The 18,537-nt window shown below is 70.0% G+C and carries 19 protein-coding genes; 10 read left to right on the top strand and 9 right to left on the bottom strand.

Annotation, left to right across the window (positions count from 1 at the left end; translation table 11 throughout):
• Positions 1 to 248: 248 nt before the first annotated feature.
• From ABD169_RS07720 to ABD169_RS07710, 3 genes are all read left to right on the top strand, one after another.
• Positions 249 to 716 (top strand): Lrp/AsnC family transcriptional regulator, encoded by a 468-nt coding sequence (locus tag ABD169_RS07720; RefSeq protein ID WP_046453977.1) that lies wholly within the window; start codon positions 249 to 251, stop codon positions 714 to 716.
• Between the two features lie 2 nt (positions 717 to 718).
• Positions 719 to 2,113, top strand: coding sequence for an aspartate aminotransferase family protein (locus ABD169_RS07715; protein ID WP_046453978.1), 1,395 nt, complete (start codon positions 719 to 721; stop codon positions 2,111 to 2,113).
• 79 nt (positions 2,114 to 2,192) lie between these two features.
• Positions 2,193 to 2,831, top strand: a complete 639-nt coding sequence (locus ABD169_RS07710; protein WP_344031133.1) for a DUF2510 domain-containing protein — start codon at positions 2,193 to 2,195, stop codon at positions 2,829 to 2,831.
• Between the two features lie 21 nt (positions 2,832 to 2,852).
• Here the strand turns inward: ABD169_RS07710 and ABD169_RS07705 are convergent, their stop codons facing one another.
• Positions 2,853 to 3,500 carry a DUF4166 domain-containing protein gene (locus tag ABD169_RS07705; protein WP_344031131.1) on the bottom strand — a complete coding sequence of 216 codons (648 nt, stop codon included), beginning with the start codon at positions 3,498 to 3,500 and terminating at the stop codon, positions 2,853 to 2,855.
• 142 nt (positions 3,501 to 3,642) lie between these two features.
• Here ABD169_RS07705 and ABD169_RS07700 point away from each other — a divergent pair, with 142 nt between their 5' ends.
• Positions 3,643 to 4,128 (top strand): hypothetical protein, encoded by a 486-nt coding sequence (locus ABD169_RS07700; protein ID WP_344031129.1) that lies wholly within the window; start codon positions 3,643 to 3,645, stop codon positions 4,126 to 4,128.
• A 136-nt stretch (positions 4,129 to 4,264) separates the two neighbouring features.
• Here ABD169_RS07700 and rpsO read toward each other — a convergent pair whose 3' ends face one another.
• A complete protein-coding gene (gene rpsO / locus ABD169_RS07695; RefSeq protein ID WP_046453981.1) occupies positions 4,265 to 4,534 on the bottom strand; it encodes a 30S ribosomal protein S15 in 270 nt (89 codons plus the stop codon).
• A gap of 249 nt (positions 4,535 to 4,783) precedes the next feature.
• Here rpsO and ABD169_RS07690 point away from each other — a divergent pair, with 249 nt between their 5' ends.
• Positions 4,784 to 5,995, top strand: a complete 1,212-nt coding sequence (locus ABD169_RS07690) for an ammonium transporter (protein WP_046453982.1) — start codon at positions 4,784 to 4,786, stop codon at positions 5,993 to 5,995.
• Here ABD169_RS07690 and ABD169_RS07685 read toward each other — a convergent pair.
• On the bottom strand, positions 5,965 to 7,563 hold the full coding sequence (locus ABD169_RS07685; RefSeq protein WP_344031127.1) for a glycosyltransferase family 39 protein: 1,599 nt from the start codon (positions 7,561 to 7,563) through the stop codon (positions 5,965 to 5,967). The two genes, ABD169_RS07690 and ABD169_RS07685, sit on opposite strands and share 31 nt — an antisense overlap.
• 114 nt (positions 7,564 to 7,677) lie before the next feature.
• Here ABD169_RS07685 and ABD169_RS07680 point away from each other — a divergent pair, with 114 nt between their 5' ends.
• Complete coding sequence (locus ABD169_RS07680) at positions 7,678 to 8,523, top strand: inositol monophosphatase family protein (protein ID WP_344031125.1); 846 nt, start codon at positions 7,678 to 7,680, stop codon at positions 8,521 to 8,523.
• A 79-nt stretch (positions 8,524 to 8,602) separates the two neighbouring features.
• Complete coding sequence (locus ABD169_RS07675; protein ID WP_344031123.1) at positions 8,603 to 9,808, top strand: ABC transporter substrate-binding protein; 1,206 nt, start codon at positions 8,603 to 8,605, stop codon at positions 9,806 to 9,808.
• A gap of 61 nt (positions 9,809 to 9,869) precedes the next feature.
• On the opposite strand, the gene ABD169_RS07670 is transcribed toward ABD169_RS07675, so the two are convergent.
• The 3 genes from ABD169_RS07670 to ABD169_RS07660 are packed head-to-tail and all read right to left on the bottom strand — an operon-like array spanning position 9,870 to position 12,063.
• Positions 9,870 to 10,160 carry a DUF6457 domain-containing protein gene (locus tag ABD169_RS07670; RefSeq protein ID WP_344031121.1) on the bottom strand — a complete coding sequence of 97 codons (291 nt, stop codon included), beginning with the start codon at positions 10,158 to 10,160 and terminating at the stop codon, positions 9,870 to 9,872.
• Positions 10,157 to 10,789: a molybdenum cofactor guanylyltransferase gene (gene mobA, locus ABD169_RS07665; protein WP_344031119.1), complete on the bottom strand. Its 633-nt coding sequence runs from the start codon at positions 10,787 to 10,789 to the stop codon at positions 10,157 to 10,159. Before mobA ends, ABD169_RS07670 begins: the two co-directional genes overlap by 4 nt.
• Positions 10,786 to 12,063, bottom strand: a complete 1,278-nt coding sequence (locus ABD169_RS07660; protein WP_344031117.1) for a molybdopterin molybdotransferase MoeA — start codon at positions 12,061 to 12,063, stop codon at positions 10,786 to 10,788. The genes mobA and ABD169_RS07660 overlap by 4 nt, the downstream gene beginning before the upstream one ends.
• 47 nt (positions 12,064 to 12,110) lie before the next feature.
• Between ABD169_RS07660 and fdhD the strand changes: the two genes are divergently transcribed.
• The 3 genes from fdhD (at position 12,111) to ABD169_RS07645 (ending at position 15,952) form a co-directional block, all read left to right on the top strand.
• Positions 12,111 to 13,019: a formate dehydrogenase accessory sulfurtransferase FdhD gene (gene fdhD / locus ABD169_RS07655; RefSeq protein WP_344031115.1), complete on the top strand. Its 909-nt coding sequence runs from the start codon at positions 12,111 to 12,113 to the stop codon at positions 13,017 to 13,019.
• Positions 13,016 to 15,340: an FdhF/YdeP family oxidoreductase gene (locus ABD169_RS07650; protein ID WP_344031114.1), complete on the top strand. Its 2,325-nt coding sequence runs from the start codon at positions 13,016 to 13,018 to the stop codon at positions 15,338 to 15,340. Before fdhD ends, ABD169_RS07650 begins: the two co-directional genes overlap by 4 nt.
• 321 nt (positions 15,341 to 15,661) lie before the next feature.
• On the top strand, positions 15,662 to 15,952 hold the full coding sequence (locus ABD169_RS07645; RefSeq protein ID WP_344031113.1) for a GIY-YIG nuclease family protein: 291 nt from the start codon (positions 15,662 to 15,664) through the stop codon (positions 15,950 to 15,952).
• A 200-nt stretch (positions 15,953 to 16,152) separates the two neighbouring features.
• On the opposite strand, the gene fmdA is transcribed toward ABD169_RS07645, so the two are convergent.
• From fmdA to ABD169_RS07630, 3 genes are all read right to left on the bottom strand, one after another.
• The gene (gene fmdA, locus ABD169_RS07640; RefSeq protein ID WP_046454309.1) at positions 16,153 to 17,409 is read right to left on the bottom strand and encodes a formamidase; all 1,257 of its coding nucleotides are present in this window, start codon (positions 17,407 to 17,409) and stop codon (positions 16,153 to 16,155) included.
• 76 nt (positions 17,410 to 17,485) lie between these two features.
• A complete protein-coding gene (locus ABD169_RS07635) occupies positions 17,486 to 17,776 on the bottom strand; it encodes an FmdB family zinc ribbon protein (protein ID WP_344031111.1) in 291 nt (96 codons plus the stop codon).
• A 1-nt stretch (position 17,777) separates the two neighbouring features.
• On the bottom strand, positions 17,778 to 18,425 hold the full coding sequence (locus ABD169_RS07630; protein WP_344031110.1) for an AmiS/UreI family transporter: 648 nt from the start codon (positions 18,423 to 18,425) through the stop codon (positions 17,778 to 17,780).
• Positions 18,426 to 18,537 lie beyond the last annotated feature (112 nt).

Here is an 18,537-nt window from a genome sequence, read left to right as displayed (position 1 = left end):
GCGCGAACCAGCAGCCCGGGCGCGGGTTCGACGAATCTTCACGTGAACGTTACGGATCTTCGAATCCAGCGTCCGATCCTGGTCGGATTCCGAACACGGTGTCCGGCTCCGGCGTGCCTTCCGGCGCCCCGCGCATCCTGCGCGTCGCTCCCCGACACGCGGAACGGACCTGCGGAATCCCCAGCATTTTCCCGAACTCGCTTCGAATTCCTTTGCGTTTCCGCCCGCGGAGTGCCAAGATCGAAACCGTGAGCAGCAAGCGAACTTCACTCGCCCTCGACGCGACGTCGAAGGCGATCATCGAACAGCTTCAGATCGATGGTCGCCGCTCGTACGCCGAGATCGGCAAGGCGGTCGGTCTCAGCGAGGCCGCCGTCCGCCAGCGGGTGCAGAAGCTCACCGATGCCGGGGTCATGCAGATCGTTGCCGTGACCGACCCGATGCGGATCGGCTTCAGCCGGCTCGCCATGATCGGCATTCGCGTCTCCGGCGACACCAGGGTCGTCGCCGACCACCTCGCCGACTTGCCGGAGGTCTCGTACCTGATCCTCAGTGCGGGATCTTTCGACCTGATGGCGGAGGTCGTGTGCGAGGATGACGATGGCCTCATCGAGTTCCTGAACCAAAAGATCAGAACGCTCGACGGGGTCGCCTCAACCGAGACCTTCGTCTACCTCCAACTCAAGAAACAGAAATACGACTGGGGAACACGATAACCATGTCTTTTGATCCGACGGCAGCGGTCGACACCGCCGCTCTTCAGGCTTCGGCCAAGCGCCACATGTGGCCGCACTTCACCAACCGCAAGGTGCTGAACGACGGCATCCCCGTCATCACCCGCGCCGAGGGACACCACATCTACGACGCTGCCGGCAAGCAGTACATCGACGGCCTCGCCGGCCTGTTCGTGGTCAACGCCGGCCACGGCCGCGACCGCATCGTGCAGGCCGCCGCCAAGCAGATGAAGCAGCTCGACTTCATGCCGATCTGGTCCTACGGCCACCCCGCCGCGATCGAGCTGTCGGAGCGCCTCGCGTCCTACGCTCCCGGCCAGATGAACAAGGTCTTCTTCACCACCGGTGGTGGCGAAGCTGTGGAGTCGGCGTTCAAGCTGGCGAAGCACTTCTGGAAGATCCAGGGCAAGCCGATGAAGCACAAGGTCATCTCGCGCTCGGTCGCCTACCACGGCACCCCGCAGGGCGCGCTGGCGATCACCGGCATCCCCGACATGAAGAAGTTCTACGAGCCGCTGACCCCGGGTGGTCACCGCGTTCCGAACACCAACTTCTACCGCGCCGACGAGATGGGCGCCCCGAGCGACGATCTCGAGGCCTTCGGCCAGTGGGCGGCGAACCGCATCGAGGAGGCGATCCTCTTCGAGGGTCCCGACACCGTTGCCGCTGTCTTCCTCGAGCCCGTGCAGAACTCGGGCGGCTGCTTCCCGCCTCCCCCCGGATACTTCAAGCGCGTGCGCGAGATCTGCGACCAGTACGACGTGCTGCTCGTCTCGGATGAGGTCATCTGCGCCTACGGTCGCGTCGGCGACTTCTTCGCCTCGAAGGCTCTCGGCTACGAGCCCGACATCATCACGTCCGCCAAGGGCATCACCTCGGGCTACGTCCCGCTCGGTGCGATGATCGTCTCGGACAAGGTGTCGGAGCCGTTCAACTCGGTCGACAACACCTTCTACCACGGCTTCACCTTCGCCGGTCACCCGGCTGCGGCGGCTGCGGCGCTCGAGAACCTCGACATCTTCGAGGAAGAGGACCTCAACGGCCGCGTGCGCGAGAACAGCCCGCTGTTCCGCGCCGAGCTCGAGAAGCTCCTCGACATCGACATCGTGGGCGACGTCCGCGGCGAGGGCTACTTCTTCGGAATCGAGCTCGTCAAGGACAAGGCCACGAAGGAGACCTTCAACGAGGAGGAGTCGAACCGACTCCTGCGCGACTACCTCTCCCCCGCGCTGTGGGAGGCCGGCCTCTACTGCCGCGCCGACGACCGTGGAGACCCCGTCATCCAGCTCGCCCCGCCGCTGACCATCGGTCCGTCGGAGTTCGCTGAGATCGGCGGCATCCTGCGCAGCGTCCTCAAGGACGCTTCGTCGAAGATCTGATCCGATCAGACCTCACGAGAGAGGCCCCGTGCACCGTTCCGACGGAGCACGGGGCCTCTCCCGTTAGCCTGGAGTCATCATGAGCGATCCGAATCACGCGCAGTTCCCCGCCCAGCAGCAGCCCGCCCCGGGCTGGTACCCCGACGGCACCGGGACGGTGCGGTGGTGGGACGGCTCCGCGTGGACCGCGCACACGCAGGGATCCGCTCCGGTCGCCGCCGCCCCGCGCCCCGCCGTGCTCGAACGCCCACGGCTCGCTGATCACCTCGCAGTCGACGGCCCCTGGACCTGGGTGATCGCCCTGGCGCAGCTCCTCGCCGTTCCCTCCATTTTCCTGATCGACGTGCGCGGCTATGTGCGCTCCCTCACGGAGGGAGACCAGAGCGGGTTCATCTCCTACTTCGCGACCACCGGGATCGTGGCTCTCCTGGGCTGGGCCCTTACGGCGCTCATCATCGTCGCGGCCCACCGGGACTCCAAGCGGCTGACGGCGCTCGGCGTCGTCCGCCCCTTCCACTGGGCGTTCGCGTTCCTCGGGGCGACCGTCTACCTGATCGGGCGTCACGTGGTCCTGCGCAAGGTGACCCGCACCCCGGGGTGGCCGCTGTGGGCCAACCTGGCCTGCGTCCTCGTCTCGCTGGTGATCACCACGATCTGGACCGTCATGTTCATGCAGTTCATGCTGTCCGAGCTTGCGACGAGCCCGCTGTACTCCTAAGCCCCTCGGGCGCTCGAACGGTCAGTCGGCGGCGTAGCGGTAGGTGAACGAACCGCGGTACTCGAGCACCGTGCCGAGGATCGGGTTGCGCACCAGCGCGCGGATCGTCTGCCGTTCCGCCGCCGCGTCGTAGCCGTCCTCGAGGTCGACGGAGACCGTCAGCACCGCCGGCAGCGGGATCCGGAATCGCCACAGGCGCAGCCAGCTTCGCTCCGACCGCATCCGCAGGTTCCCCGCCGGGTCCGGCTCGCAGCGCAGCCGCAGTTCGACGCGTCGCTTCGGGCCGAGCAGATCGTGCAGGATCCCGGGCTCCCCGGTCGCGCGCAGCACATCGGTGAAGCCCTGCGTGCCGGTGCTGAAGAGGAAGAAGCGCTCGGCCCGCAGTTCGATGCGTCCATCGCCGCGCCGCGCCGGTCGGTTCACCACCTCGAACGGGACGTCCCGCTCGCGAGCGGTCAGCAGGACCTCCGGGCCGACCACCAGCCGAGCGAGCAGGTTCCATCGCCCGTAGCGGCTGCCCGCGACCTCGAACACCCCCGCCCCGATGCCGACGAGCCCCGGCTCGGGCGGACCGGAGACGTAGCTCGCGACCGCCGGATGCAGGCGCTCAGCGTCGGGTCCGAGCGCGCGCAGGAACACCGAGTCGTTCGAGCCGTCGGCTCCGCTCACCGAGACTCCGCTCGTCGGCTCGGGACTCGGTCGCTCACCATCATGGTTCCAGGATATCGGCCGTCGGCGGCGCGCCCGGATCGAGGCCACGAGACGCCGGTCTCCCGCCGCCCGGCGCGGCGGGTGGCCTAGGCTTTCCGGTATGAGCACTCCGCAGCAGAATTTCCCGCAGCAGCCGCCGCAGCAGCCGCAGTACGCTCCCCCGCAGTACGCGCCGCAGCCCACCGCCGCGCAGCCGCAGGCCGCCGCGCAGCCGCAGCAGTACGCGCCGCCGCAGGCCGCGTACACCGCCGCCTCGCCCGCGTCCGAGGGCCGTCTCAACGTGCCCGGGATCATCGCGCTCGGTCTCGTCGCGTTCTCGACCTTGATCAGCGTCCTCTCACCGGTCTTCTACCGCTCGGCCCTCAGCTCGGGCCAGAGCCTCGCGCCGGTGACCGGCGTCGTGCAGACCCTGCAGGCGATCCTCCTGCTCGTGGCGCTCGGCCTCGCCATCTTCGGCGTGCTCCTCCGCGACGCGGAGCGCTGGCGCTGGGCCGCGATCGGCGCGCTCGTGAGCGCGAGCATCAGCGTGGCAGCGATGGTGCTGAGCCTGATCGTGAACCTGTTCTCGGCGGCGTTCCCCTACTGATCCGGGCGCCCGGGCCGAGACCCGGACCGGGACCCGGCCGATTCGAACCGCGTCCCGGGAACGACGAAGGGCCCGCCACCGCGAGGTGACGGGCCCTTCCGGGTCGTGGATCGGCATGCCGATCCCGAAGCCGAAACTATCGACGCAGGCCGAGGCGCTCGATGAGCGAGCGGTAGCGCGCGATGTCGACGTTCTGGAGGTAGCCCAGGAGACGACGGCGCTGGCCGACGAGGAGCAGCAGACCGCGACGCGAGTGGTGGTCGTGCTTGTGCTCCTTCAGGTGCTCGGTGAGATCCTTGATCCGCTGCGTGAGCATCGCGACCTGGACCTCGGGGGAACCGGTGTCACCGGGGTGGGTCGCGTACTCGTCGATGATCGCCTTCTTGACCTCTGCAGGCAGTGCCATATTGGGTCCCCTTTCGCTTGTTGCGCGGCGCCTCCAGCATGGTGCTGGGGGCTCTCTTTATCCGCGGCCGTTGGACGGCAACCTGAACAGCTTAGCAGGATCCCCGCCGTTCCGCCCGCGAAACAGGATCGTCATCGGATCGGCCGCATCGTAACGGGCGGGAAACACGACCGTCACCGATGCGCAACGACCGGCGCGCACACTGCTCCCACCGGTGGAATCGACCGCCGCGGAACGAACGGAGCCCACATGACCCCGAATGCCGTCTGGATGGTGACGAGCACCGCGCTGGTGCTCGTGATGACCCCCGGCCTCGCCCTGTTCTACGGCGGCCTCGTCCGCGTCCGATCCGTGGTGAACATGATGATGTTCAGCCTGAGCGCCATGGGGCTCGTCGGGGTCCTCTGGGTGCTCTACGGCTACGGCATGACCGTGTTCGGCCCCGGCGAGGCACCGGGGTTCGCGGGGAACCCGCTGAAGGACCTCGGCTTCATCTCGACCGATCCGGGATCGTTCGTCTCTGCCGGCTTCGGCGCTACGTTCGCGATGATCAGCACCGCCCTCATCTCGGGCGCGATCGCGGACCGGGTCGGTCTCGGATCCTGGATGCTGTTCGCCGGCCTCTGGGCGACCCTCGTGTACTTCCCGGTGGCGGCCTGGGTCTGGGGCGGCGGCTGGATCCAGAAGCTGGGCGGCATGCTCGGCACCGCGGACGTGATCGACTGGGCCGGCGGCACCGCCGTGCACATCAGCGCGGGCGCCGCGGCTCTCGCGCTCGCGCTCGTCGCCGGTCGGCGCATCGACTTCGCCCCGGGGGCGCACCGCCCGCACAGCGTGCCGCTCGTCACCATCGGCGCCGCCCTGCTGTGGTTCGGCTGGATCGGGTTCAACGCCGGCACCGCGCAGAACGACGCGCAGGCCGGCCTCATCGTGGTGAACACCATCGTCGCGGCGACCGCCGGGATCATGGGCTGGCTCGCCACGGATGCGCTGCGCGGGCGCCGACCGGGGGCGGTCGGCGCGTGCTCGGGCGCGGTCGCCGGGCTCGTCGCGATCACCCCGGCGTGCGCGAACCTCGCGCCGATCTGGGCGATCCTGCTCGGGATCCTCGCGGGCGCGGCCTGCGCGGTCGCGGTGGAGGCCAAGTACCGGCTGGGCTTCGACGACTCGCTCGACGTCGTCGGGCTGCACCTCGTCGCCGGCGCGCTGGGCACCCTGTACCTCGGCTTCTTCGCGACCGGCACGGGCCTGTTCACCGGCGGGAACGCCGGACAGCTGCTCGTGCAGGCGATCTCGGTGGTCGCGGTCGCCGGCTACTCCTTCATCGTCGCCCTGCTGATCGCGCTCGCCGTCCGGGCGGTCACGGGGCTCCGGGTCCCGGCCGAGGTCGAGGCCGACGGCATCGACGGCCGGCACCACGGTGAGGACGCCTACGTGCTCGCCGAGGAGGTCCGCTCGTAGAGGAGGATCTCGCTCCGGTGCCCCGGGATCCGGTCGACCGGCCGGAACCCGAGGGCCCGGAGCTCGGCCTCGCCCCAGTCGTCGGTCGTTCCTCCGTCCGCGTACTCGACGAGCCACACGCGATCGATCCCGTCGAACCGGCCGCGAGCAGCGGCCTCGGCCACCGTGAAGACCGAGGAGTACCAGGTCCCGCTGCGCGCATAGGAGATGCGGAGGGTCGGATCCGACACGGCGCGGAACGCCTCCGGGTCGGTGTCCATCGCGAGTCGGGGACGTCGCGACGGCCGGCTCGTCTCGTCGAACACGACCGCGTCCCCGGGCTCCGCGCGATCGCGGACGGCCGCGGCGATCTCGTTCCAGTCGGAATCGTTCTTGGCGTACGGCCCCCGCTGCGCGGCCCACACGGGGACGACGGTCGCGAGCAGCGCGAGCGCCGCGACCGCGGCCAGGATCGGGACGCCCCCGGGACGCGACAGCCGGGCGAGCCGCCGCAGTCCGAGCGCGATGAGGACCGCCGCGGCCGGCGCGGCGAAGGTGCCGTACCTCGCCATGTAGAGGGGCAGCACGATGCTGGCGACCAGCACCGCCCCGATGGGGATCACGAGCCACGCGAGCGCGAGCGTCTCGGGACGCAGCACCGTCCGACCCGGCGCCTCGGAACGGCTCCGGCCCAGACGCCCGTTCCCGGTCGCGTTCCGGATCCGCACCAGCTCGATCACGAGTCCGGCGACGGCAACGGCGATCAGCGCCCACGCGATGATCGCGACGGACGGCGAGCCGAACCACATCTGCACGAGCACCGAGTCGGGGGTGATGGCCTCCCGGTCGCCGAGGAATGCGATCTGGTCGCGCTCGAGCACGGCGAGGACGAGCACCGGCGATGCGGCGAGCACGGCGATGCCCGAAGCGAGCGCCCAGGGTCGCAGCAGGCGCCGCGCCGGCGGGGTCGCGACGAGCATCGCGCCGACCGCGAGCGCCATGAGCGCCAGGTAGCAGAAGACGACGATCCCGGCGGCGAGCGCGGCGCCGTAGGCCGCCCACCACCGGCGAGAGGGGTGCTCGCGCCTCAGGATCTCGACGATGATGAGGCAGATCGCGGTCGCGATGACCGCCGAGAACGCGGAGGAGCGGGCCTCCTCGCCGGCGTAGGTCATGCGCGGCAGGATCGCGGTGATCAGGCCCGCCGCGACGCCGAAGCGCAGGGAGCCGAATCGCGTGCACAGCCAGGTCACGCCCGCGGCGCAGAGTCCTCCAGAGATCGCGGAGGGCAGGCGCACGGAGAACGGGCTCGCACCGAAGAGCTCGATCCAGCCGTGCAGGAAGAGGTAGTAGGCCCCGTGCACGGCGTCGACGCGGCCGAGCATCGGGAGGAGCGTGTCGACGGGCCGGGTGGCCGAGAGCACACTGGCAGCTTCGTCGCCCCAGAGCGAGGGGGTCCACGAGCCGATCGCGCTGATCAGCGCGGCGGCGAGTCCGACCGCGACGGCGGCGAGGAGCGTCCGCACGTCCCCGCGGCGATGGGCGACCCGGCCGGCTTCGGTCCGGGGCGCGGTCAGCAGCTCGCTCACCCGGCCCACTCAACTCCCGCTTCCCGGGTCGGAGCCGCACGCCGCCCGGGAGTTCTCTGAGGCTTCGCCGGCCCGTCACCGGATCGTCGCTTCGACGCACCGTAGGCTCGTGGCATGACCGAGATGCCCTCCTCCGCTCCCGCCGTCTCCGCGGCTCTCGCCGCCGAACTGGCCGCCATCGCCGCGACCGTCGCCGAGACCGCCGGTCGGCGGATCGCCCAGCTGCGCGATGCCGGCGTGGACGTCGCCGCGACCAAGTCGAGCGCGACCGATGTCGTGACCGCCGCGGATCGCGAGGCGGAGCGCCTCGTCGCGGCCCTCATCCGAGAGGCGAGGCCCGACGACGGCATCCTCGGCGAGGAGGGCGCGAGCGATTCGGGCACGACGGGTATCACCTGGGTCGTCGACCCGATCGACGGCACCGTCAACTACCTCTACGACCTGCCGATCTTCTCGGTGAGCATCGCGGCGACCGTGTCCGATCCGACCGCGTTCGCCGACGGCCGTCGCGCGGTCGCGGGGGCCGTCTGCGCGCCGCGATCCGGCGAGCTGTTCGTCGCTTCGGCGGGCGGCGGCGCGACCCGCAACGGGGTCCCGATCCGCGTCTCCGCGCAGCAGGAGCTCGGTCTCGCGCTCGTCGGCACCGGGTTCGGATACACGTCCGAGCGCCGCGCCGAGCAGGCCGAGGTCGTCGCCCGGGTCCTGCCGCGCGTCCGGGACATCCGGCGTCTCGGCTCGGCCGCCTACGACCTCTGCATGGTCGCGTCCGGGCGTCTCGACGCCTACTACGAGCGCGGGCTCCAGCCCTGGGACTACGCCGCGGCCGCGCTCATCGCGCGCGAGGCCGGTGCCGAGCTCCGCGGCGTCGACGAGCGGACTCCCCCGGGGGAACCGCTGCTGCTCGCGGCGCCCCCGGCCATCGCCGGCGCGCTGCACGACACTGTGTCCGCGCGGCGGTAGCGCCCCGCACAGGCTGTTCGCCCGGCGGGGCGGCACGGCGTGCCAGGATGGGGACGCACGCACTTCAAAGGAGAAGAACATGCCGAATCCCCTCCCCGAGGACCCGATCATCCGTTCGCTCGTCCAGCGCGCCCGGCAGGCTCCCGTCAGCCGCCGCCGCCTGCTGCAGGGCGCCGGACTCGGTGCCGCACTGCTCGGCGCGAGCGGACTCGCGGCCTGCTCGAGCAAGAAGACCTACGGCGACGGCTCCAAGGGCACCATCCGCTGGGCGAACTGGACCTACTACCTCGACTTCGACGAGAAGACGAAGGACTACCCGACGCTCAACGACTTCATGGAGAAGACCGACATCGCGGTCGACTACTACGAGGACATCGACGACAACAAGACCTTCATCGCGAAGATCAAGGACCAGCTGCAGCTCGGGCAGGACACCGGCTACGACGTCTTCGTCCCGTCCGACACGACCATCGTCCGCCTCGTCGAGAAGGACCAGCTGCGCAAGTTCGACCGGAGCCTCGTGCCCAACGTCGGCGAGCAGATGATCGACCTAGTGAAGCATGCGACCTTCGACCCGGACCGCATCATGTCGATCCCCTACCAGGCGGGCATGACAGGACTGGTCTACAACACCAAGCTCTATCCCAAGGGCATCAAGCGGGTCTCGGATCTGTGGGCGCCCGAGCTCAAGGGCAAGGTCAATCTGCTCTCGGAGCAGGACGACACGACCGGGCTCATCATGCTCGAGCAGGGCGTCGATATCGTCGGCGACAAGTGGGGCGACGACCAGTTCTACGCCGCGCTCGACGTCGTCAAGAAGCAGCTCGCGAAGGGCCAGGTCGCCACCATCAAGGGCAACTCCTACACCCAGGACCTGCAGCAGGAAAAGATCTGGGCCGGCATGTGCTGGTCAGGCGACATCGCGATCCTCAACGAGGAGGCCGGCGAGGAGATCTGGAAGTTCGTCGTACCCGAATCGGGCGCCTCCGTGTTCATCGACTCGTTCTCCATGCCGAAGGCCACCGAGTCCTACAAGCAGGTGCACGAGCTCGTGAACTACTACTACGAGCCCGAGGTCGCGGCCCGCGTCGCGCAGTACGTGCAGTACGTCACGCCCGTCGCCGGAGCGCGCGACGCCATGGCGAAGCTCGACCCCAAGCTCGCCGACAACCCGCTGATCTTCCCCGACGAGGAGATGTCGAAGCACATCTTCGACATGCGCTCGCTCACCGCGCAGGAGGACGACCGCTACACCAAGGCCTTCCAGAAGGTCATGGGCAACTGACGCGGGCGGCCGACACCGTCGAGCAGGGTCGTGCGCCGCGCATCGCGGCGCACGACCCTGCTCACTCCCCCGGTTCCTGCGCCTGCTTCCAGGCATCGGCGCGATCGACGAGGAGCGCCGCCAACCCGTCCAACCGCTCGGGATCCGCGTCGTCCCCGAGCCGCCCGAACGCGACGCCCAGCAGGAACGTCGAGAGCGGCGCCGCCGGGCGGGCCACGTCGTGCGCGACATCGCGTGCGACATCGAGCACCGTGCCGATCGACACCGCGCCGGGATCCACCCCGAGCTCCGCCGCGGCCGCCGCCAGCCACGCGTCGAGTGCCTCCGGCGGAAGCCGTTTCTGCTCGTTCATGTTCGCTCCTCTGTTTCGGGTGATTCGGGACGGACCGACCGTTCGGCCCGCTCCAGGTCCTCCGGGGTGTCGACATCGACGACCACCGCCGCGTCCACGTCGACGAAGCCGACCGCGACCGACTCGAACACCCGACGCAGCGCCGCATTCGCCGTGCGGCCCGCGAGCGGCGCGAGCGCGGTGCGCAGCGCACCGAGGCGGTAGCCGGCCGCCAGCCACTGCGCCCGCCCCTCCGGGTCGCGCAGCACCACCGCATCCGCGTCCATCGGCGCGCCGTCGTGCAGCGCCAGCCGGGCGACCACCGCGTCAGGGCGCACCAGATCGCACGACAGCAGCAGCGCCCAGGCGTCGTCGGCGACCCCCTCCAGCGCGACGAGCGCAGCCTCCAACGCGGCCAGCGGCCCCGCGAACGGCGGATCCTCGCGCACGATCACGCACCCCGGCACCGCCGCGCGCTCCGGCCCCACCACCACGACCGGATCCGCGCCGACGGCACGCACCGCGGCCGCCGCGCGATCCACGAGGCGCTCGCCGCCGAGGCGCAGCTCCGCTTTATCGCGGCCGCCGAGGCGCGTCCCGCGGCCTCCGGCCAGCACGACGGCGGCGAGCGCGATCCCTGTGCGACTCATCGATCCACCAGGATCACGTCGACGGTCTCGCCGGCGGCGACGTCGCCGCGCTCCGCGGGGACGAGCGCGTACCCGTCGGCGGAGCCGTGCCCGCCGACCGCGTGCGACACCCCGCCGGGATCCACCGCGGGGCGGCACGCGAGGCCGCCGTCTACCGGCTCGATCCGGATCGGGAGCACCTGGAGCCGCCCGGCGGCCCCGCGCCAGGCCACCGCGGCCCTCGCGGGGACGCGGATGCGCTCCACCTCGCCCCGTCCCTGCGCGTGCAGCAGCGCCGGACGGACGAACAGTTCGAAGCTCACCGCGGCGCTCACGGGGTTCCCCGGCAGGGCGAAGATCCATGCTCCGCTCGTCAGGCGGCCGACGCACTGCGGCTGCCCGGGGCGCACGGCGACCCGGACCGCGCGGACTTCCGGTTCGCGTTCGAGGGCGATGCGCACCACGTCGTGGCGCCCGGGCCCGACCCCGCCGGTCGTGATCACGACGTCCGTCGAGGCGCCGAGCCGGTCGAGCCGCTCGGCGAGAGCGCCCGCGTCGTCCCCGCTCACGAGCACCCGGCTCGCCTCGATCCCGTTCTCGGCGAGCAGCGCGCGCAGGAGCACCGAGTTCGATTCCGGGATCTGCCCGCGGTCGAGCGGCTCCCCCGGCGCCCGGAGCTCCGATCCGGTCACGAGGATCGCGACCCGCGGTCGCGGGCGGACGCGCACCCGGGTCACCCCGGCCGCAGCGAGGCCGGCGATGCGGGCGGCGCTCAGGCGGTCGCCGGCGCTCGCGATCGGCGTCCCGGCCGAAACGTCCTCGCCGCGGCGCCGCACGTTCGCACCGTATTCGACGGCGCGCAGCACCCGCACCTCGTGCTCGGCCCAGGGATCCGCCGGGTCCTCGCCCGCGGTCCACTCGACCGGCACCACCGCGTCGGCGCTGCTCGGCAGCGGTGCGCCCGTCATGATGCGGACCGCTTCGCCCGGCCCGATCCGCGGATCCTCGGGACTCCCCGCGGCGACCTCTCCGATCACGCGCAGGGTCACCGGACGGTCGGCGCCCGCGCCCGCGAGGTCGACGGCGCGCACGGCGTAGCCGTCCATCGCGGAGTTGTCCCACAGCGGAAGGTCGAGCGGCGAGTCGACATCGGCGGCGAGCACGAGGCCCGCCGACTCGGCCAGCGCCGCCTCCCGGACGGGCAGCAGCGGGATCCGATCCAGGATCCATCGGAGGTGCTCCTCCGCGGTGACCGCTCCGCCGCCCGACATCTCGCCTCGCCATCCGCTGCGCATCCGCACGCAGCCTTGCCCTCGCTTCGTTTCGATGCTATCCAAGAAGCGTGTCCCGTATCGCCGCTCGACGTCGTGTGACCCGCCTCACCGCAGGCGGATCCGTCTCGAAGCGCGCGGACTTCCTCGCGGTCGAGGAACCGCTCGAGATCCGGGTCGCGAGCAAGCCCCTCGCGGTGACGATGCGCACCCCCGGCCACGACGTCGAACTCGCCGCCGGCTTCCTCGTCTCCGAGGGCGTGATCCACCACGCCGAGCACTTCGCGGCCGCGATCCACTGCGCCGCCGACGGGGAGGAGAACACCTACAACGTGCTCGACGTGGCGCTCGCGCCGGGCGTCGCCCCGCCCGATCCGAGCCTCGAGCGCAACTTTTACACCACGAGCTCCTGCGGGCTGTGCGGCAAGGCGAGCATCGACACCGTGCGCACGCAGACCCGCTTCGACGTCGCGAACGATCCGCTCTCGATCGACGCCGCCGCGATCGTCCGGTTCCCCGACGAGCTGCGCGCGCAGCAGGCCGTGTTCGAGCGCACGGGCGGCCTGCACGCCGCGGCCCTGTTCGACGGGACGACGGGCGAGATGCTCGTGCTGCGCGAGGACGTCGGCCGGCACAACGCCGTCGACAAGGTGGTGGGCTGGGCGCTCATGCACGGCCTCGTCCCGGCGCGCTCCTGCGTGCTCATGGTCTCGGGCCGGTCGAGCTTCGAGCTCACGCAGAAGGCGCTCATGGCCGGGATCCCGATGCTCACCGCCGTCTCCGCCCCGTCGTCGCTCGCCGCGGAGCTCGCCGAGGAGGCGGGCCTCACCCTCGTGGGATTCCTCCGAGGGGAATCCATGGTCGTCTACACCCGCCCCGACCGCATCACCAACGAATCCGCTCCGGCGGACGATCCAGACGAGCCAAGGGCATCGACGCCCGCGGATCGCACACCGCTGCAGAAAGCAGGCCAGCCATGACCCCCAAGGCACCGCGCGACGACTTCTCCGACGCCGACATCGAGGTCACCGAGCCGAAGACCTACGCGGCCGGCATGGGCGGCGTGTTCCACTCGATGGAGCCCGCGATCCTCGAGATGGGGCTCGGCCGCACGGTCAAGCTCATGACGAAGATCAACCAGAAGGACGGCTTCGACTGCATGAGCTGCGCGTGGCCCGACCCGAGCCACCGCAAGATCGCCGAGTTCTGCGAGAACGGCGGCAAGGCGGTCACCTGGGAGGCCACCCCGCTCAAGATCCAGCGCGCGTTCTGGCAGGAGCACTCCCTCACTTCCCTGGAGGACAAGACCGAGTACTGGCTCGGCATGCAGGGGCGCATCGTCGAGCCGGTCTACAAGGCGAAGGACTCCGACCACTACGAACCGATCAGCTGGGATCGCGCGTTCGGCATCGTCGCCGAGCACCTGAACCGGCTCGAGCACCCGAACGAGGCCTCGTTCTACACGAGCGGCCGCGCCTCGAACGAGGCCGCGTTCCTCTACCAGCTGTTCGCCCGCGTACTCGGCACGAACAACCTGCCCGACTGCTCGAACATGTGCCACGAGTCCACGGGCACCGCCATGAGCTACTCGGTCGGGATCGGCAAGTCGACGATCGCGTACAACGACTTCGGCGAGGCCGACCTGATCATCATCATGGGCCAGAACCCCGGCACCAACCACCCGCGCATGCTCACCGCGCTGCAGGAGGCGAAGGAGAACGGCGCCCGCATCGTCGCCGTGAACCCGCTGCCCGAGGCCGGCCTCATCGGCTACAAGGATCCGCAACGCGTGCGCGGCTACGTCGGCAAGCCCACGCAGATCGCCGACCAGTTCCTGCAGATCCGCTCCGGCGGCGACATGGCCCTGCTGCAGGCGATCTCGAAGCGCGTGCTCGCGGCCGAGGCCGCCGCGCCCGGCACGGTGCTCGACCACGACTTCATCGAGCGGCACTGCGACGGTTTCGAGGCGTTCGCCGAGCACATCGCGCAGGTCGACGAGCGGGAGGTCGAGCAGGCGACGGGACTCTCCCAGGCCGAGATCGACGAGCTCGCCGACCGCTACCTGGAGTCCGACAGGGTCATCATCGCCTGGGCCATGGGGATCACGCAGCAGCGGCAGGGCGTCGCGACGATCAAGGAGATCATCAACCTCCTGCTGCTCCGCGGCAACATCGGCAAGCCCGGCGCCGGCGCCTCCCCCATCCGCGGCCACTCGAACGTGCAGGGCGACCGCACCATGGGCGTGTGGGAGCAGATGCCCGACTCGTTCCTCGACGCGCTCGGAACCGAATTCGGCTTCGAACCGCCCCGCGACCACGGCGTCGACGCGGTGAACGGCATCCGTGCCCTCGACGAGGGGAAGATCAAGGTCTGGATGGGCCTCGGCGGCAACCTGCTGGGCGCCATCTCCGACACGAACCTCGCCGAGTCGGCCATGCGCAAGACCGAGCTCAGCATCCAGCTGTCGACGAAGCTCAACCGCTCGCACGTCATCACGGGCGAGGAGGCCCTGATCCTGCCCGTGCTCGGCCGCACCGAGGTCGACGAGCAGCTCACCGGACCGCAGTACATCACCGTCGAGGACTCGGTCTGCGCCGTGCACGCCTCGCACGGCCAGATCCCGCCTATCTCGGATCAGGTGCGTTCGGAGGTCGCGACCGTCGGCGGCATCGCGAACGCGACCCTCGGCGACCGCCACGGCATCGACTGGCTCGGCATGATCGACGACTACGACGTGATCCGCGAGCACATCTCGCACGTCGTGCCCGGCTGCGAGAGCTACAACGAGAAGACCCGCACCCGCGACGGCTTCATCCTGCCGAACGGACCCCGCGACGAGCGCCGCTTCGACACCGCGACCGGCAAGGCCCGCATCACCGTGAACGAGCTCGAACCGATCGCCTGCCCGCCGGGCCGCCTGCTGCTGCAGACCATGCGCTCGCACGACCAGTTCAACACGACGATCTACAGCCTCAACGATCGCTACCGCGGCATCAAGAAGGGCCGCTCGGTGATCTTCGTGCACCCCGACGACCTCGCCGAGCTGGGCCTCGAGGACGGTCAGACGGTCGACATCTTCAGCGAATGGAAGGACGAGCCCGACCGGGTGCTGCGCGGCTTCCGCACGGTCGCGTTCCCGACGGCGCGCGGCTGCGCCGCGGCGTACTTCCCCGAGGCGAACGTGCTCGTGCCGCTCGACAGCACCGCGCTCGAGAGCAACACCCCCGTGTCGAAGGCGATCGTGATCCGGATGGAGCCGTCGACGACCCCGGTCGGAGTGGGCCGCCCGGTGGTCGTGTAGGGCTGCGGTCGCAGGCTCGTTCCACCTGTCATCCTGCGCGGTCACCCCGCCTGTCACCCTGCGCGGTCACTCCGCCTGTCATCCTGCGCGAGCTTGCGAGTCGCAGGATCCTGCGACTCCTCCGTCGCGCAGGATGACGGAGTCGCGCCTTTCACGCCCGATCGCTTGACACCGATCAGCACCTCTCGCGTACGGTGCAGAAATGCCGCTCTACGCACGCCACCGTACGAAAATCTCGGCCCCACCGTCATCCTGCGCGAGGACGCGCCAGCTGTCATCCTGCGCGAGGAACGAGTCGCAGGATCTCACCCCGCACCCCTCATGACGCGCACCGCGTATGTCTACATCCTGACGAATCGTCCCCGTGGCACCCTCTACGTCGGGGTGACCAACGATCTGCCCCGTCGCCTGTCCGAGCACCGCACTGGCACGGCACCCGGATTCGCCAGCAGATACCGTCTCACCAGGCTGGTCTGGTTCGCCAACGGAGGGAGCATCACCGATGCGATCGCCGTCGAGAAGAAGATCAAGAACCGTGGCCGGCAATGGAAGATCGACCTGGTCGAGCGGAAGAACCCCGAGTGGAAGGATCTCTCGGCGGGGTGGGGGTGAGATCCTGCGACTCGCAAGCTCGCGCAGGATGACGGTGGGGTACTCACGCAGGATGACGGTGAGGTATTCGCGCAGGCTGGCCGTGGGACGCTCGCGCCTCCGCTGTCATCCTGCGCGACGAAGGAGTCGCAGGATCCCTCCCCCGCACAGCGAAGGAGCCGCGGGCTCCCCTCAGCCCGCGACTCCTCCCTCTCCCCCGTCTACCTGTTCGCGGCGCTCGGCGCCCCGATCCCCGGATCGATCTGGAACGGCCCCGCCGCGCTCGGCCGCACGTCGAAGTCGAAGATCTCGACCGGCAGGTACACCGTCGAGCACGAGTTCGGAATATCGACGACGCCCGAGAGGCGCCCCTCGATGGGTGCGGCGCCGAGCAGCAGGTACGCCTGCTCGGGGCTGTAGCCGAACTTCGTCAGGTAGTCGATCGCGTGCAGGCAGGCCCGCTGGTACGACAGGTGCGAGTCGAGGTACCGCTGCTCGCCGTCGAGCGTCACCGAGGTGCCCGAGAATGCCAGCCAGTGGCTGTAGTTCGGCTCGACGTTACCGGGCATGAAGATCGCGTTCTCCGAGACGCCGTAGGTCTCCATGCCGCCCTTGATGATGTCGACGCGCAGGTCGATGAACCCGCCCATCTCGATCGCGCCGCAGAATGTGATCTCGCCGTCGCCCTGCGAGAAGTGCAGATCGCCCATCGACAGGTTGGCCCCGTCGACGAACACCGGGTAGAACACCCGCGAGCCCTTGGTGAAGTTCTTGATGTCCTGGTTGCCGCCGTTCTCGCGCGGCGGCGCGGTACGGGCGGCCTCGGATCCGACGCGGGCCCACTGGTCGCGCGGCACGCCGCCGAGGATCGCGTGCTCGGCCTCGGGCGGAAGCGCCAGTGGCGGCACCCGGTCGGGGTCGGTCGCGATGAGCGCGCCCTCGCGGTTGTTCCAGGTCGCGAGCAGTCCGGCCGACGGCGCCGTGCCCATAAGGCCCGGGTGGATGATGCCGGTGAACGAGACTCCGGGGACGTGGCGCGAGGTCGCCGTCTGGCCGGCGAAGTCCCAGACCGCCTTGTACGCGTCGGGGAACTGCTCGGTCAGGAAGCCGCCGCCGTTGTTGCGGGAGAAGATGCCGGTGTATCCCCAGCCCTGACCGGCGAGCGGCCCCGAGTCCTCCTGCGGGATCGGACCGACGTCGAGGATATCGACGACGAGCAGGTCGCCGGGCTGTGCGCCCTCGACGCGGAACGGGCCGCTCAGCGTGTGCACCGTGAGCAGCGGCGCATCGAGGATGTCCTGCGCGGAGTCGTCGTTGACGATCGCGCCGTCGAACCATTCGCGGCAGTCGACGCGGAAGCTGTCGCCGGGCTTCACCGTGGCGACGGGCGGGATCTCGGGATGCCAGCGGTTGTGACCGAGCTTCTCCTGCTCGGTGAACTTCTTCGATGAGTCGAGTTTGAAAATATGCTCCGGCATGGTTCCTACCTTCTTCTTCTCTGTCGTTCGACGGCGACGATGCCGCCTGGTGTTCAGGTCTGGGGATCCGTTCGGTTCAGGACCGCGGCAGCTTCGCGTGCAGCGGGTTCTGCGTGGTCCGCTGGACCGCGGCGCCCGGCCCGCGCGCGGGCAAGCGGTCCACGACCTGCGGTTCGTGCGCGCTCCGCGCGGTGCGATCGATCAGCTGGTACGCGGAGGAGCCGGCGACCGACAGGTGCGGCGCGGTGATCCCGCGCCGGGCGGTCGCGCCGCAGCTGCGGCACTCGGTCTCGCTCGGCACCTCGGCCATCGGGTAGATCGCGTCGAAGCGGCATCCCTCGTCGCATCGGTAGCTGTAGCTCGGCATGTCAGATCCCTTCCGTCCCCGCCGCGGCCACGGGGGCGACGACACGTTCCTCCTGCGAGACTCCGCCGCGGCGGCCCAGCGCCCAGGCGATCCCGAACAGCACGACCCCGATCACCGCGGCGACGACTCCCTCGACCGTGCCGGTCGCGTAGCTGCCCGTCAGCAGCAGCATCGCCGGGATCGCGCCCGTGAAGATGCCGAGCAGCAGGGTGAACCAGCCGGTCGTGAGACCGAGCCGGTCGCGGCCGAGGCCGAGCACGAGGAAGAACAGGAACCAGAGCACGGCCCACGCGAACCAGATCACGCCGAACACCGGATCGTCGAACAGGGTGAACTGCAGGATCCCGTAGACGACCGCGCAGCCGGCGACGAACAGCGAGAACCATCCGAGTCCTTCGCCGCTGGCGCCCGTGAGCGTGTTCCAGGCGACGTAGAGGTACGTGAACCCGAAGAGGTACAGTCCGGACGCCCCGAGGATCGTGGCCTGGTCGCCTCCCGACTGGAGGATGATGAGCGTCGGGAAGATGACCTGCATCCCGCCGACGAACAGGTTCATCGCGGCCGCGGCCTTGGCCGGCACCACCCCGATGAGCATCAGCCCGTTGATGAACAGGACGGCTCCGACGTACAGCAGTCCAACACTGCTCATGTCTGCTTCTCCCCTCGCTGCACTGCGTGAAGAGGGGCGTGGAACCGGCGCGCCGGTTCTGCCCCACCGGGCCCGCCGTGCGGCGGGCACTCGACCTACCTGGAAGCTAGCC

The sequence above is a fragment of the Leucobacter iarius genome, from assembly GCF_039530105.1.
Lineage (GTDB): Bacteria > Actinomycetota > Actinomycetes > Actinomycetales > Microbacteriaceae > Leucobacter > Leucobacter iarius.
The sequence above is the reverse complement of the archived record's forward strand: the minus strand, read 5'-3'. Positions and strand labels throughout refer to the sequence as shown.